Annotated in this window: 12 protein-coding genes; 7 read left to right on the top strand and 5 right to left on the bottom strand. The window is 70.7% G+C overall.

The annotated features are described in order from the left end of the window. Positions 1-63 precede the first annotated feature (63 nt). Genes polX through mrtX form a run of 3 tightly spaced genes read left to right on the top strand, consistent with a single transcriptional unit; the run spans position 64 to position 3,177 of the window. A complete protein-coding gene (gene polX / locus U8525_RS04875; protein ID WP_374261725.1) occupies positions 64-1,824 on the top strand; it encodes a DNA polymerase/3'-5' exonuclease PolX in 1,761 nt (586 codons plus the stop codon). A gap of 19 nt (positions 1,825-1,843) precedes the next feature. Next, entirely contained in the window at positions 1,844-2,455 is a 612-nt protein-coding gene (locus U8525_RS04870; protein ID WP_374261723.1) for a serine protease, read from the top strand. Continuing rightward, positions 2,452-3,177 carry a myxosortase MrtX gene (gene mrtX, locus U8525_RS04865; protein ID WP_374261721.1) on the top strand — a complete coding sequence of 242 codons (726 nt, stop codon included), beginning with the start codon at positions 2,452-2,454 and terminating at the stop codon, positions 3,175-3,177. The genes U8525_RS04870 and mrtX overlap by 4 nt, the downstream gene beginning before the upstream one ends. Positions 3,178-3,184: 7 nt before the next feature. On the opposite strand, the gene U8525_RS04860 is transcribed toward mrtX, so the two are convergent. Next, complete coding sequence (locus U8525_RS04860) at positions 3,185-4,018, bottom strand: class II glutamine amidotransferase (protein ID WP_374261719.1); 834 nt, start codon at positions 4,016-4,018, stop codon at positions 3,185-3,187. Positions 4,019-4,232: 214 nt separating this feature from the next. On the opposite strand from U8525_RS04860, the gene dnaK reads away from it, so the two are divergent. The 3 genes from dnaK to U8525_RS04845 all read left to right on the top strand — a co-directional run bounded on the left by dnaK (position 4,233) and on the right by U8525_RS04845 (position 8,888). Further along, the gene (dnaK, locus tag U8525_RS04855; protein WP_374261717.1) at positions 4,233-5,837 is read left to right on the top strand and encodes a molecular chaperone DnaK; all 1,605 of its coding nucleotides are present in this window, start codon (positions 4,233-4,235) and stop codon (positions 5,835-5,837) included. Between the two features lie 1,077 nt (positions 5,838-6,914). After that, complete coding sequence (locus tag U8525_RS04850; RefSeq protein WP_374261715.1) at positions 6,915-8,102, top strand: DnaJ domain-containing protein; 1,188 nt, start codon at positions 6,915-6,917, stop codon at positions 8,100-8,102. A gap of 21 nt (positions 8,103-8,123) precedes the next feature. Further along, a complete protein-coding gene (locus U8525_RS04845; RefSeq protein ID WP_374261713.1) occupies positions 8,124-8,888 on the top strand; it encodes a CvpA family protein in 765 nt (254 codons plus the stop codon). Here the strand turns inward: U8525_RS04845 and clpX are convergent. Then, positions 8,878-9,954 carry an ATP-dependent Clp protease ATP-binding subunit ClpX gene (clpX, locus tag U8525_RS04840; protein WP_374261711.1) on the bottom strand — a complete coding sequence of 359 codons (1,077 nt, stop codon included), beginning with the start codon at positions 9,952-9,954 and terminating at the stop codon, positions 8,878-8,880. The genes U8525_RS04845 and clpX overlap by 11 nt on opposite strands. 236 nt (positions 9,955-10,190) lie before the next feature. On the opposite strand from clpX, the gene speA reads away from it, so the two are divergent. Then, a complete protein-coding gene (speA, locus tag U8525_RS04835; protein WP_374261709.1) occupies positions 10,191-12,197 on the top strand; it encodes a biosynthetic arginine decarboxylase in 2,007 nt (668 codons plus the stop codon). 15 nt (positions 12,198-12,212) lie between these two features. On the opposite strand, the gene U8525_RS04830 is transcribed toward speA, so the two are convergent. The 3 genes from U8525_RS04830 to U8525_RS04820 form a co-directional block, all read right to left on the bottom strand. Further along, on the bottom strand, positions 12,213-12,740 hold the full coding sequence (locus U8525_RS04830; protein ID WP_374261707.1) for a hypothetical protein: 528 nt from the start codon (positions 12,738-12,740) through the stop codon (positions 12,213-12,215). A 123-nt stretch (positions 12,741-12,863) separates the two neighbouring features. Beyond that, the gene (locus U8525_RS04825) at positions 12,864-13,292 is read right to left on the bottom strand and encodes an OsmC family protein (RefSeq protein ID WP_374261705.1); all 429 of its coding nucleotides are present in this window, start codon (positions 13,290-13,292) and stop codon (positions 12,864-12,866) included. Between the two features lie 51 nt (positions 13,293-13,343). Continuing rightward, positions 13,344-14,567, bottom strand: coding sequence for a deoxyhypusine synthase family protein (locus U8525_RS04820; protein WP_374261703.1), 1,224 nt, complete (start codon positions 14,565-14,567; stop codon positions 13,344-13,346). Positions 14,568-14,699: the final 132 nt, after the last annotated feature.

Below are 14,699 nucleotides of genomic sequence, written 5' to 3'. Positions count from 1 at the left end.
GTTCCTTTTCCCACAACCCATGGGGGCCTGCACCCCTGTTCCCCCGGCATTAATTTCCCGACCGTGACTCCCGACGTGACACCCTCCGCCGCCGTGCTCACCGACAAGGCCGCCGTCGCCCAGGTCCTCCGGGACATGTCCCTGCTGCTCCAGCTCCAGGGGCAGAGCGGCTTCCGCGTCCGCGCCTACGACATCGCCGCGGACCGCATCGCGAACCTGCCGCAGGACCTGGGCGCCGTCGTCTCCGAGGGCCGCCTGCAGGAGCTCCAGGGCATCGGCCCGGGGCTCGCCGACAAGCTCACCGAGCTGGTGACGACCGGCCGCATGACGGCCTTCGAGGATCTGAAGGCCCGGTTCCCCGCCGGCCTGCTGGAGCTGATGAAGCTGCCGGACGTGGGCCCGAAGAAGGTGGCGGTCCTGTGGAGCGAGCTCCAGGTGGGCAGCGTCGAGGACCTGGAGCGCGCCTGCCGCGACGGCCGCGTGCGGGAGCTCAAGGGCTTTGGCGCCAGGAGCGAGGCGAAGCTCCTGGACGGCATCGCGGTGTACCGGCGCGCTCGGGGCGAGCGGAAGCTGCTGGGCGACGCGCTCCCCATCGCGGAGGGGCTGCTGGAGCGGATCCGCCAGGCCCCGGGCGTGGTGCGCGCGAGCCTGGGCGGCAGCGTGCGCCGGCGCGCGGAGACCGTGTCCGACGTGGACCTCATCGCATCCGCGAAGGAGGCCGGGCCCGTGCTGGACGCGCTCGCGAGCGCGCCCGGCGTGGCCACGGTGCTCGGCAAGGGCGACAGCAAGTGCTCCGTGCGCATGGTGCAGGGCGACCTCCAGGTGGACCTGCGCGTGCTGCCGGATGAGGACTTCGCCACCGCGCTGCACCACTTCACCGGCTCCAAGGCGCACCACCTCCGGCTGCGCAACCTGGGCCATGAGCAGGGCCTCAAGATCTCCGAGTGGGGCGTGCACCGCGAGGACGGCACCAAGGTCCCCGTCCCCGACGAGGCGACGCTGTACCGGCTCCTGGGCATGCAGGAGGTGCCGCCGGAGCTTCGCGAGGACTCCGGCGAGGTGGAGGCCGCGCGGGCCGGGAAGCTGCCCGAGGACCTGGTGACGTTGGAGGACGTGCAGGGCGCGGTGCACGCGCACAGCACCTGGTCCGACGGCCGCAACACGCTGGAGGAGATGGCGCGCGCGGCGCAGGCGCTGGGGCTCAAGTACCTCACCGTCACCGAGCACAGCGAGGCGGCCATCCACGCGGGCGGCCTCAAGGTGGACGACCTCAAGCGGCAGTGGGAGGAGATCGACCGCGTGAACGCGGCGGTGCCCGGCATGCGGCTGCTCAAGGGCATCGAGGTGGACATCCTGGAGTCGGGGGCGCTGGACTACGCGGACAGCGTGCTGGAGCAGTTGGAGGTCGTCATCGCCTCCATCCACGTGCGCCACTCCATGGACGAGGACCAGATGACGCGCCGGGTGCTGGCCGCGCTGGACAACCCGCACCTCCACATCCTGGGACACCCCACCGGGCGCCTCATCCAGAGCCGCGAGCCCTACGCCCTCCGCATGGAGGAGGTGCTGGAGCGCGCCCGGGAGCGCGGGGTGGCGGTGGAGATCAACGGCAAGCCGGCGCGCCTGGACATCAAGGCCGAGTACGTGCGGCAGGCCGTGGGGCGCGGGGTGAAGCTGGTGGTGAGCTGCGACGCGCACCGGCAGGAGGACCTGAAGAACCTGGCCTTCGCGGTGGCCACGGCGCGCCGCGGCTGGGCGCGAAGGAAGGACATCCTCAACACCCGGCCCGCGGAGAGCTTCCTCGCCGCCCTGCGGGAGCGCTGATAGGCTCGCGGGCGCGAAGATGTTCCGCCCGCCCGTCCTCATCCCCACCCTCCTCTGCCTCCTCCTGGCCTGGCCCCCCCCGGCCGGCGCGGAGCCCCGTCCGTCGCGCGCGGACCTCCAGCGCGTGCTGGAGCTGCACGCCCGCTCGTCGGTGCGCGTGCGCGGCCCCCAGCACGCGGGCCCCGGCATCATCGTGGGCGCGGACGGCCAGGTGCTCACCGCCGTGTCGCTCGTGGGCCCGGACTCCGTCCAGGTGGTGCACGCGGGCAGCGCCCTGGCGGCGCGCGTGGTCCTCTCCAGCACGGCGCTCCAGGTCGCGGTGGTGGCGGGGCCCCAGGGCACGTGGCCGGCGGCGCCGGTGCGGCTGGTGCCGGAGGGGCTCGCGGGCCGCTGGGTGGTGGGCGTCCTGCCCGCGCGCAGGAAGGGCCAGCGGGACACGCCCAAGGCCACCGTGGCCAAGGCCGCCCCCGCGCCGTTCTTCGACGTGGACCTCACGCTGGTGCCCGGCAGCCCGCTGTACGACGGCGACGGGCGGCTCGTGGGCGTCGTCGTCGAGCGCCGCGGCCGAGGCGCCCGCGCCCTGCCCCTGTCCGCGGTGAAGGCGGAGCTCGCCTCGGCGGACGCGCCATGAGCCGTCCCGCGGGGCCGCCGTTCAAGCTGAGCGCGGTGCAGGAGGCGGTGGGCCTCTGGGCGCTGGGCTTCCTGGGCATCATCGCCGCGTTCCTCATCGCCGGGGGCACCAGCGTGCCCAAGCTGGTGGCCACGGTGGGCTTCCTCTACCTGCCGCTCATTCCCATGCGCTGGCGCGACGAGGACTACCGCGACTACGGCCTCACCCTGCGCGCGTGGAAGCAGGACGTGCGCCTGTTCCTGGTGATGTGCGCCATCGTGGGGCCGCTGTTCTTCGCGGGCTTCGCCGCCTTCGTGCAGGTGGTGCCGCACCTGCCGCCCGCGCTCGCGCGCCACCTGACGCCCATCATCGGCGAGGGCCACTTCCAGCCGCGCCTGCCCCCGCGCTTCGGCGAGTGGGTGATTGATCAGCTCTTCGTCGTGGCCCTGCCGGAGGAGTTCTTCTACCGGGGCTACCTCCAGGCCCGCCTGCGCGACGCGTGGCCCCAGGGGCGCGTGGTGCTGGGCGCGAGGCTGGGCCGCGCCTTCTGGGTGACGGCGCTCCTCTTCGCGCTGGGCCACCTGGCCATCTTCCAGACGTGGCGGCTGGCGGTGTTCTTCCCCGCGCTCCTCTTCGGCTGGATGCGCGAGCGCACCGGCACCCTCGTCGGCTGCTCCCTCTTCCACGCCGCCTGCAACCTCTACGTGCGCTTCCTGGAGGTCTCCTTCTTCGGCGGCCCGTAGCGCCCGCTCAGTCCGGCGGCAGGTGCTCGACCTGGAGGTCCGCGCCCACGGTCAGCGTCCTGCCCTGCGGCAGCTCCACCCAGCCGTGCGCGCGCGCGACGTGGCTGGCCACCACCACCGTGCGGCGGCGGCGGTGCGCGCTCACCTCCGGGTGCGTCTCCGGCGTGGCCTCGTCCACGCCGCAGTGCGCGCACTCCGCGGTGCCCTCCAGGCGCGTGTAGTACAGCGGGGCCTCGCCGCGGCGGGTGGCGAGCAGCACGGCGCCGTTGGTGGCCACCAGGTTGAGCGACGGCATACGCACCTGCCCCGCCTGGACGAGCGCGGCCTCCACCTCGCGCACCGTGTCGCGCAGCACGCGGCCCGCGACGGTCGGCTCCAGGCGCGGATCATCCGTGCGGCCCAGCTTGCGCAGGTTCGTGAGGAAGAGGGCGAAGAGGACCTCGCTGTCGGTGGAGCCGCGGACCTGCCGCTGGAGGTGCTCCGGCACGCGCGACAGCAGCGGCGCGCGCAGGGGCTCGAAGTCCTGGAGCGGCCCCTGGTGGGCGAACAGCCAGTGGCGCGCCCGGAACGGCTGGGTGTTCTCCTCGGGCGACAGGCCCAGCGGCAGCCGCCCCGCGTGGAAGAGCACGGCCTCCGATTCGTGCGGAGGCCCCAGGTCGTCCAGCGTGAGCGCCTGGTCCGGAGCCAGGCGGCGCAGGAGGACCTCCTCCTGCGCATAGCTGCCCACACCCAGGGCGTTGGCCCGCGCGTCCGGGCGGAGGACCACCTGCCCGGCCAGCCGGTGCAGCTCACAGCGCAGCAGGTTGGGGTCGGAGGACAGGGCGGCGAGGATGGCGGACATGGTGGATTCCCCCCTTCTCCTCAAGGGATAAGGCCCCGGGGACCCGGGTTCAGCGGTCCGAACCCGCTCCCCTGCTCTGGCGCTAAGCCCTTGAAATGGCTGGCATTTGATCAGTCATTGAATTGACACCCCGGGGCGTGGCACCTAACCTCCGGGCGCTTCCCGACAGCCCTCCCCTAGAGGAGCCGGGGTGCAGGCCTTCACCGGAGACGGAATGGCGGACGACATCGCAATCGGCATCGACCTGGGCACGTCGTATTCGTGTGTGTCCGTCGTCCATGAGGGCCAGCCCACGGTCATCCCCAACGAGTGGGGCGAGACGACGCATGCCTCGTGCGTGTCCTTCCTGGAGGAAGGGTCCGTGCTGGTGGGCAACGCGGCGAAGAAGAACATCATCACCACCCCGGAGACGACGGTCTACTCGGCCAAGCGGCTCATCGGCCGGTACTATTTCTCCGACGAGGTGAAGAAGGCCCAGGCGGTGATGCCGTACCGCATCATCGAGGGTGACAACAACTCGGTGCGCATCGGCGTGCGGGAGCGCAGCTATTCGCTGCCGGAGATCTCCGCGCTGGTGCTCAAGGAGATGAAGGCCGTCGCGGAGACGTACCTGGGCCGCGAGGTGACGAAGGCGGTCATCACCGTCCCCGCGTACTTCAACGACAACCAGCGCCAGGCGACGAAGGACGCGGGCCGCATCGCGGGCCTGGAGGTGCTGCGCATCCTCAACGAGCCCACCGCGGCGGCGCTGGCCTACGGCTTCGGCCGGGACGTCAACCAGCGCGTGGTGGTGTACGACCTGGGCGGCGGCACGTTCGACGTGTCCATCCTGGAGATCGGCAAGGACGTCTTCGAGGTGCTGGCCACGGCCGGTGACACGTACCTGGGCGGCGACGACTTCGACGACCGCATCATGACGTGGATGGCGGACGACTTCCTCAACCGCACGCGGCTGGACCTGCGGCAGAACAAGTTCTGCCTTCAGATGCTGAAGGACGCGGCGGAGAAGGCGAAGATCGACGTGGGCCAGTACGGGACCGCGGAGATCCTCTGCCAGGGCATCTGCCAGGACGCCAACGGCAACGTGATGGACCTGCGCAACACGCTCACCCAGGACCAGTTCAACCGGATGGTGATGGACCTGGTGCAGCGCACGTTCAAGGTCTGCGACGAGGCGCTCCAGAGCGCTCGGCTGACGGCGGCGGACATCGACGCGGTCATCCTGGTGGGCGGGCCCACGCGGCTGCCCATCATCCGCAACTCCGTGAAGCACTACTTCCAGAAGGAGCCGATGGAGGGCATCAACCCGGACCAGGTCGTGGCCATGGGCGCGGCGCTCCAGTCGCACGCGCTCCTGGACAGCAAGACGGAGACGTTCCTGGTGGACGTCACGCCGCTGACGCTGCGGATTGGCACCGTGGGCGGGTACACGGAGAAGATCATCGACAAGAACACGCCGGTGCCCATCGACCGGTCGAAGACCTTCACCACCAGCCGCGACGGGCAGGAGAAGGTGAAGATCCGCGTGTACCAGGGTGAGTCCAACCGCGCCGAGGAGTGCGAGATGCTGGGCGAGTTCGAGTTCTCGGGCTTCCGCATCGGGTATCGCGGCGAGGTGAAGATCGAAGTGACGTTCGAGATCAACACGGACGGCCTGGTGAACGTGTCCGCGTGCGACGTGGAGACGGGCCAGAAGACGTCCACGACGATCACGCTGTCGTCCGGCATGACGGAGGCGGACATCCAGCAGTCGATCCAGTCGAACCGCAACACGCGGCTGGCGGGCCACCACAGCGACCTGCCCGCCGTGGCCAGCTAGGCACCGCCGATGTCCGAGCCTTCCGATCCGAACTCTGGCTCGCCGCCGGGGCCCGCCGCGCCCGCGGCCCCCGCGCGTCCGGCGACGCCCGCCCTGCCCCGGGTGACGGCCTCCGTGCCCTCGGTCGTCGCGCCCGCGGCGCCCCGGCCGCCTGCGGCTCCGCCCAAGGCGCCGGGAGCGGCCCCCGCCGCCCACCCCACCCCGCCGCCCATGGCTCCGCCGACGGCGCGGCCTCCGTCGGGTCAGGTTCCTTCGGTGGCGACCGCACGGCCCGCGTCGGGTCAGGTCCCTGCGGTGGCGCAAGCGACGGCTCGGCCTGCTTCGGGTCAGGTTCCTTCGGTGGCTCCGGCAACCACGCAGGCTCCAGTTGCGGGTGGCATTCCGCCCGCGGCTCCGGCGACGGCTCGACCTGCTTCGGGTCAGGTTCCTTCGGTGGCTCCGGCGACCACGCAGGCTCCGGTGGCGAGCGGCGTTCCGCTCGCGGCTCCGGCGATGGCTCGGCCCGCTTCGGGCCCGGTTCCTTCGGTGGCGCAGGTTGCGTCAGGCCAGGTCCTCTCTGTGGCTCCGGCGGCTGGCGGCATTCCGCCCGTGGCTCCGGCAACGACGCGACCTGTTTCAGGCCAGGTTCCTTCGGTGGCACAGACTCCGGCGACGGCTCGGCCCGCTTCAGGGCAGGTGCCTTCAGTGACTCCGCCGGCGGTGTCGGCAGGCGGTGTTCCTCCCGTGGCCCCAGCGACGGCACGGCCCGCGTCGGCCAGCGGAGTGCCTTCCGTCGCTCCCGCGAGCGGGGCTCCACCGCGTCCGACGCCGGCGGGACTCACACCCGTGGGGGCCGCGCCGCGTGGCACACCGCCGGGCATCTCGCCCGTGGGTGGCTCCGCCGCAGCACGGCCCTCGGCCCAAGGAATCCCGTCCATGGGTGTCGCGTCGCCCGCTCCTGCGACGACCGCGCAGACCCGCCCCACCGTTCCCGTGATGCCGGCGGTGCCACCGCCGCAAGGACCGGCGACGCCCACGATTCCAGTCGTCGGTGCAGTGACTCCACCTCAGGCCCCGGCTACGAGTGCTCGCGCGACCATGTCCGCGATTCCAGCCGTCGGCGCGGTGATGCTGCCCCAGGCTCCCGCGGTGCCCACCGTCGGCGCGGTGACGCTGCCCCAGGCCCCGGCCACTCCCGCCACGGCCCGCCCCACCATCGCGACGCCCACCGTGGGCCCGGTGACACCTCCCGTCGCCCCCGCGTCGATGCCACGCATCGCGCCAGTCGTCCCTCCCACCGCGAGCGCAGCGCCCGCGGTGCCTGGCATCGCGCCCATGGCGACGCCTCCGCCCGTGGGCCGCGGCCCCTCGGCCGTGCCGACGATGCAGCCGTTGATTCCCGCGGCCCGTCCGCCCGCGGGTGCCCGGCCCCCGACCCCGCCCGCCGTGGGCCCGGTGACCCCGCCGCCCGTCGCGCCTCGGATCAGCCCACCCGCCGTCGTCCCGACGCCGCCTCCGGTGCTCGCCGTCGGGCAGGTCGTCCCGCCCATCGCGCCAGCGACTCCGGCGCCACCGCGCCCCGGCAACCGCCCCACCACGTCCCTGCCCGCGCTCGCGCCCGCCGGCTCCGCCCGTCCGCTGACGCCACCGCCGGTGGCCCCGCCCCATCCTCCCGCCGCCAGCGCGCCCCCGCCGCCGCCCACCGCGGGGGGCCCGGCCCTCAGCCCGGACCAGCTCGCGAACCTGGAGTCGCGCAGCGCGAAGCTCGACCAGATGGACTACTTCGAGGTGCTCGGCCTGGAGCGCACCGCCTCTCCCGGCGACATCAAGAAGGCCTTCTACAAGGAGAGCCGCGTCTACCACCCGGACCGCTTCTTCCACCTGGAGTCCAAGGCCCTCAAGGAACAGGTGAACGAGCTCTACAAGCGCGTCACCGAGGCCTATTACGTCCTGCGCGACGACACCAAGCGCAAGAAGTACCTCACCGACATCGCCGGGCCGGACCGCGCGCAGAAGCTGCGCTTCACCGACGCCTCCGAGGCAGAGACCAAGGCCGCCGCGAAGAAGGAACAGGAAGAGCAGATCGGCACCCACCCCAAGGGCCGCCAGTTCTACGCGCAGGCCCAGAAGGACCTGGAGGCCGGCAACCCGTCCGCCGCGGAGCGCAACCTCAAGATGGCGCTCACCTACGAGCCCTCCAACGCCCGCTACAAGGAAGCCCTCGCGGACGCCCAGAAGCAGACCTCGGACAAGTCCAAGGGCGACTCCTCGTTCAAGATCCGCTAGCGGCCCCCAGGAGCCCACCGCATGGTCATCGACCTCATCCTCCTGGGCATGGTGCTGTTCTTCGGCATCCTCGGCGCCCTCTCCGGCGCCGCCCGGCAGGTGGCCAACGCCGTAGGGCTCGCCGCGGGCTACTTCGTCTCGCGCAAGCTCGCGCCCATCATCGGCCCCAAGCTCGCCGTCGCGCTGGGCTCGCCGCTGCTCATCGGCACGCTCTTCGGCACGGTGCTCCTCTTCGTCGTCACGTGGCTCACCGTGCGCTACGCGCTGGGCGCGCTGCTCCTGCGCTTCCTCTCCGGGAAGGACCCGGACGAGCGCGGCATGGACCGCACCCTGGGCTTCGTCCTCGGCGGCGGGAAGATGGCCGCCCTGTTCTGGGTGTGCCTCAGCGCGCTCACCTTCATGGAGCAGCACGTCATCGTCGCGGGCAAGCGCATGGGCGTGGCCCCCAAGGACTCCGTCGCGTTCGGCCTGTCCCGCCGCTTCAACCTCTTCGAGATGACCCAGTTCGCGCCCCTGGACGACCTGGTCCGCGTGGCCCAGGCCACGCATGACCCCGCCCGCGCGAAGAAGCTCCAGGACGACCCGGCCTTCAAGGCGCTGCGCAAGGATCCGCGCTTCCAGGTCGCGCTGTCACATCAGGACCTGCAGGACGCGCTGGTGCGCGGCGACACGCGGGCCCTCCTGCGCAACGACGTGGTGCTCCAGCTCATCCAGGATCCGCAGGCGGCGGCACGGCTGGGCGCCGCCGCCCGGGCCTCCGAGAAGCCCGCCCCCGTCAAGCGTTGAGCTCGACGTCGTCCAGCGCCGCGAGCCGCGCCTTCACGAACTCCGCGTCCACCGTCACCTGGCGGTGCCGCCGCTCCGGCGCCTCGAACATGATGTCCGACATCACGTGCTCCAGGATGGAGCGCAGGCCCCGCGCCCCCAGCCCGCGCGACAGGGAGTAGCGCACCACCTCCCGCAGGCCTTCCTCCGGGAACTCCAGCTCGATCTCATCCAGAGACAGGAGCTCCTTGAACTCGCGGGTGATGGCGTCCGGCGGCTCGGTGAGCACGCGCAAGAGGTCGGACTCGCCCAGCCGCTCCAGCTGCACCATCACCGGCATGCGGCCCAGGAACTCCGCCATCATCCCGAAGTCCACCAGCTGCCTGGTGGAGATGCGCTTCTCCTTGCGCTTGGCCCCCAGCGCGTCCGCGCCAAAGCCCATGGCCCGGCCGCCCTCGTCGCCGTAGTCGTGCAGGTCGCTGAACGTGCCCGCGCAGATGAAGAGGATGTCGCGCGTGTCCACCTGCACGAAGTCACTCTTGTTCCACGCCTGCGTGACGTTCATGGGCACGTGCACCTCGCGCCCCTCCAGCAGCTTCAGCAGCGCCTGCTGCACGCCCTCGCCGCCGATGTCGCGGCTGCCCGCGCCGTTGCGCGCGCCCTGCGTCCGGCGGGCGATCTTGTCCACCTCGTCGATGAAGATGATGCCCCGCTGGGTGTCCTCCACGGAGTGGTTCGCCTTGAAGAGCAGGTCGGACACCATCACCTCCACGTCCTTCCCGTAGTAGCCCGCCTCCGTGTACTCGGTGGCGTCCACGGTGGTGAACGGGACGTGGAGGATCTCCGCCAGGTTGCGCGCGATGTGCGTCTTGCCGCTGCCCGTGGGGCCGATGAGCAGGATGTTGGACTTCTTGAGGAGGGACTGCCGGCGCATCCGCCGCGCCTGGACGCGCTTGAGGTGGTTGTGGGCGGCGATAGCCACCGCCCGCTTCGCGGCGTCCTGGCCGATGACGTAGCGATCCAATCTCTCGAAGATCTCCCGCGGGGTCAGTGGCGCTGCCTCTTCCCTGCGTGCGGACGACTCCATGTACCCTCCCCTTCTCTCCACTCGGCCTCCCTGCGCTGCCCAGGTGGAAGGGTAGGAATTGGATGCTGACCGGCCCACCAGGGCCAGGGGCCGGTGGAGGGCCCCTGCCCGCCTGCCTGCCCTGGGGACAGCCAGCTATTGAATGGATGAGGCGTTTCCGATAGTCCGGCGCCCCTCCCGTGTTCATGGGAGTTTCCACACCCCGCCGCGCGCTCCACCGGAGGCACGAAACAACGATGGCCGCTCCCTCCCCTCAGCACCGCTGGACCCTGGCCGATGCCCACGAGCTGTACGGCATCCGCAACTGGGGCTCGCCCTACTTCGGCATCAACGACAAGGGCCACGTGTGCGTCCACCCGGACGGGCCCGCCGCTCCGAGCATGGACCTCAAGGAGCTGGTGGACGAGGTCCGCCGCCGGGGCATCGGCCTGCCGCTGCTCCTGCGCTTCACGGACGTGCTGCGCCACCGCGTGGTGCACCTGAACAACGCGTTCAAGAAGGCCATCGCGGATCAGGGCTACAAGGGCCTGTACCGGGGCGTGTACCCCATCAAGGTGAACCAGCACCGCTACGTGGTGGAGACCATCATCGAGGCGGGCAAGGAGCACACCTACGGCCTGGAGGCCGGCAGCAAGCCGGAGCTGCTCGCGGTGATGGCGCTCCTGGACAGCGAGGACGCGCTCGTCATCTGCAACGGCTACAAGGACGAGGAGTACATCGAGACGGCGCTCTTCTACTCGCGCCTGGGCCGCAACGTCATCCTGGTGGTGGAGAAGCCCAGCGAGCTGCCCCTCATCGCGGAGGTGGCGCGCCGCACCGGCATCACCCCGCGGCTGGGCATGCGCGTGAAGCTGTCCACGCGCGGCGCCGGCAAGTGGGAGGCGTCCGGGGGGGACCGGTCCAAGTTCGGCCTGTCCTCGTCGGAGCTGATGTCCTGCATCGGCTTCATGAAGGACGCGGGCCTGCTCTCCTCCTTCGAGCTGCTCCACTTCCACCTGGGCAGCCAGATCTCCAACATCCGCAACGTGAAGAACGCGCTGCGCGAGGTGGGCTGCTTCTACGTGGAGGTGGCGCGCCAGGGCGCGCCGCTGAAGTACCTGGACGTGGGCGGCGGCCTGGGCGTGGACTACGACGGCTCCCAGACGAACTTCGCCTCCTCCATGAACTACACGACGGAGGAGTACGCCAACGACGTCGTCTTCGGCGTGATGGAGGCCTGCGACCGCGCGGGCGTGCCGCACCCCACGCTCGTCTCCGAGTCCGGCCGCGCCGTCGTCGCGCACCACGCCGTGCTGGTGGTGGACGTGCTGGGCACCAGCGAGTTCGACCCGTCCCACACGCCCGACAAGGTGGATGAGAAGGCGCCCTCGGTGGTGCGCAACCTCTGGTCCACCTTCCGGGAGGTGACGAACAAGAACGTCATCGAGGCCTTCCACGACGCGCAGGACGCCAAGGAGGAGAGCCTCCAGCTGTTCTCCCTGGGCCACCTGTCCCTGGAGCAGCGCGTGGCGGCGGAGAACCTCTACTGGGCCATCTGCCACAAGATTTTGCGCGTGGCGCGCGAGGCCGGGGAGATTCCGGAGGAGCTGGAGGTCCTGGAGAAGCAGCTGTCGGACACGTACTTCTGCAACTTCTCCGTGTTCCAGTCGCTGCCGGACTCGTGGGCCATTGATCAGCTCTTCCCGATGATGCCCATCCACCGCCTGGCGGAGAAGCCGACCCGGCGCGCGACGCTGGCGGACATCACCTGCGACTCGGACGGGAAGATCGAGCACTTCATCGACAAGCGCGAGGTGAAGGACGCGCTGGAGCTGCACGCGCTCAACAGCGACGACTACTACCTGGGCATCTTCCTGGTGGGCGCGTACCAGGAGATCCTGGGCGATCTGCACAACCTCTTCGGGGACACGCACACGGTGCAGGTGTCGCTGGCGCCGGGCGGCGGCTACCTCATCGACCACGTCGTCGCCGGGGACACGGTGACGGAAGTGCTCAACTACGTGAGCTACAACAAGGACGACCTCGTCGCGAAGCTGCGCAAGTTCACGGAGCTGGCGCTGCGCCAGGGGCGCATCACCCTGGACGAGTCGCGCAACCTGCTGCGCGTCTACGAGGACGGCCTGTCCGGCTACACGTACCTGGAGCGGGAGGTGGACGCGACGTTCACCTCCGCCAGCCAGCTGCGCCTCCTGCCCGGGCCGGAGAACGGGGCGCGCAACCCGGTCGCGCCCTCGGGGACCTGAGAAGGCCCTGACGGCTCACGCCTCCGTCGGGACCGGGGCCTGCTCGCCGGTCTCGACGGACGCGTCGCCGAACGCGGCGTCCGTCGAGCGCAGCCGGAGCGTCTGGAGCATCTCCAGCTGCCCCTCGGCGCGCTCGGCGAGGGACGCGAAGTCGAAGCGCGCCAGGCGCGGCTCCTTCGCGGACAGCCGCGCCAGGCTCCTCCACAGGGACACGCGTCCATGGGAGCCCACGCACAGGCCCTCCAGCTCCACCAGCCGGCTCAGCGGGGAGTAGCGCAGCCAGGAGCCGTTGAGCTTCAGCCGCGACAGCTTCTCCGTCAGCCACGCGCCGCCCACCTTGAGCGGATCCACCCGGACCTCCAGGGCGTCCATCACCGTGAGCAGCGTGGCGCGGTCCTGCTCCAGGAGGGGGATCAACGTGGCCAGGAACCGGCCCACCGGGTTGCTGCGGTTCTCGCGCTCCGTCCGCTTCGCGAGCTCCAGGCCCACGGTGGAGCCCAGCAGGTGGTCGTTCAGGTAGATGCCCAGTCGCTTCAGATTCATGCCGCGCTCCCTCCCCCGAGGCACCCCGGGAACTTCAGGAGGGTGGGCACGCGGTACGCTCGCCGCACGAGGTCAACGGGGGCTCGGAGGGCGGACGACCCGCCGAGCCCCTTCACGGCCGCCTCAGTCCGGGTAGCCGAACGACGTGGTCACCTTCACGTCCGGGTGGAGGCTGCGCGCCACGGGGCACTCGTGGGCGATCTTCTCCAACATGGCGCGCTTGTCCCTCGTGAGGCCGGCCGGCATCAGGATGGACAGCACCAGCTCGCCAATCTTACGCGGCGGCGGGGTCATCCGCTTCTCCACCGACGCGCGCACCTCGCCCAGGGTAAAGCCCTCCTTGTTCGCCACCAGGTGCATGGTCGTCACGGCGCAGGACATCAGCGCCGTGGCCACCAGGTCCGTGGGGGAGAAGCTGCCGCCGGTGCCGCCGTTGTCCTTCGGCGCCTCCGTGGGCAGCGTCGCGCCGGACGGGCCGTGCGTGACCTGCGTCTTCAGCTGGGGGGCGCTCACCAGGGACATCACCACACCGGTCGCGGGCTGCTGACTCATCACCGTCTCCTTTGGGACTTGGGGCCTTGGGTGGAGGGAAGGGCTGCTCGGCTACCGGACGAAGCTGTCGTGGGACTTCGCGTCCGCCTCGGACGAGGGCTCGGCGTCCTCGACGCTCCAGTCCAGCGTCTTCATCAGGGACTTGCTGCGCTTCTTGACGTCCGCGTCCAGGAACTTCACCGCGTCGTCCAGCTTGTCCATCAGGCGCATGGGCTTGCGCTTGTTCCTGGGCTCGCTGAACAGCGCGTGCGTGAGCCAGGGGAACACCGCCGTCACGTCGCAGTGCACGTACATGGAGCCCGTCTCCACCGCCTCCACGGACACCTTGCCCCAGGTGTGGCCCTCACCGGCCGGGCAGCTGGACAGCGCGCCGTTGTCCACCGGGTCCACGCAGAACTGCACGTCGATGTCGAAGCCCGACGTGGGGACGTTCAGGATCTGGTCGAGCAGCGGCTCGCCCTGGAGCGTGTAGTTCTTGGGCACGCCGCCGCCCAGAATCCAGATGGCCAGCTTCCCGCTGCCGTGGTGGCGACAGTAGTGCTGCATGGCGGCCATGGAATAGACGTCGTCGTTGATGTCGAGCTCGAACTTGAACGCGTCGCCGAGCAGGCGCTTCAGCTTCACGATGTTGAGGAAGATGGAGCCGTCCTGCACCGCGCCCACCCAGATGGGCACGCCGTGCTTGTAGCAGGTGGACAGGAGCGACGGCTGCTTCACGCCCAGCTGCTTCTCGATGCCGTGGATGGCCTTGCCCAGCAGGTAGTGGAACTCCGGGGTGGTCATCTTCCGCTGGAACTCCGGCTGCCGGAGGATGGCGGAGAAGAGGCGGTCGGTGTCGAGCAGCGCCTCCTCCCAGAAGCCCAGGTCGTAGATGCGGATGATGCGCGCCAGGCGGTACTGGAGGTCGCCCGCGTTGGGGTTCACCTCGCGGATGCCGTGGCCGATGATGCGGTGGGCGTCGTGGTAGAGGTTGGCGCCCGTGGTGGTGATGGCGGAGATGATGCCCTTCTCCACCAGCGGGATGAGGCAGGACTGGTGCAGGCCCGCGGGCGTCATGGCGCCCGACAGCGTGAGGAAGATGGACGCGTCCTGCTGCACGGACTGCTGCATCAGCTCGAACGCGGTGCGCTCCTGCCGGCCCACGTAGGCGCTGAACGCGTGCGCGAGCAGCTCGGCCGGCTTCTCCTTGCCGGTGATGGGGCGCGGATCCGCCTTGCGCGCGTTCGCGTAGGCGGCGCGAAGGGAGGACTTCTTCGGGGTCGGGGTCTTGGCCATGGCGCGGCGATCTAACACCGCCCGCCGGCCAAGGGGAGGCCCGCCTTCGTCCCCGCCCCTCCCCGGGAGGCGCCACCGGACAGGAACAAAACGCCCGCCGTGCGGATTCACACAGGGCCCGCTCTTCCGGCC

Origin of the sequence: Corallococcus sp. RDP092CA (genome assembly GCF_041903675.1) — a bacterium.
Lineage (GTDB): Bacteria > Myxococcota > Myxococcia > Myxococcales > Myxococcaceae > Corallococcus.
This window is presented reverse-complemented; position numbering and strand designations above follow the sequence as displayed.

Coding starts and splice junctions, on each gene's coding strand:
- U8525_RS04870 (WP_374261723.1), top strand. CDS start 1,844: ATGTTCCGCCCGCCCGTCCTCATCCCCACCCTCCTCTGCCTCCTCCTG.
- mrtX (WP_374261721.1), top strand. CDS start 2,452: ATGAGCCGTCCCGCGGGGCCGCCGTTCAAGCTGAGCGCGGTGCAGGAG.
- U8525_RS04860 (WP_374261719.1), bottom strand. CDS start 4,018: ATGTCCGCCATCCTCGCCGCCCTGTCCTCCGACCCCAACCTGCTGCGC.
- dnaK (WP_374261717.1), top strand. CDS start 4,233: ATGGCGGACGACATCGCAATCGGCATCGACCTGGGCACGTCGTATTCG.
- U8525_RS04850 (WP_374261715.1), top strand. CDS start 6,915: ATGTCCGCGATTCCAGCCGTCGGCGCGGTGATGCTGCCCCAGGCTCCC.
- U8525_RS04845 (WP_374261713.1), top strand. CDS start 8,124: ATGGTCATCGACCTCATCCTCCTGGGCATGGTGCTGTTCTTCGGCATC.
- clpX (WP_374261711.1), bottom strand. CDS start 9,954: ATGGAGTCGTCCGCACGCAGGGAAGAGGCAGCGCCACTGACCCCGCGG.
- speA (WP_374261709.1), top strand. CDS start 10,191: ATGGCCGCTCCCTCCCCTCAGCACCGCTGGACCCTGGCCGATGCCCAC.
- U8525_RS04830 (WP_374261707.1), bottom strand. CDS start 12,740: ATGAATCTGAAGCGACTGGGCATCTACCTGAACGACCACCTGCTGGGC.
- U8525_RS04825 (WP_374261705.1), bottom strand. CDS start 13,292: ATGAGTCAGCAGCCCGCGACCGGTGTGGTGATGTCCCTGGTGAGCGCC.
- U8525_RS04820 (WP_374261703.1), bottom strand. CDS start 14,567: ATGGCCAAGACCCCGACCCCGAAGAAGTCCTCCCTTCGCGCCGCCTAC.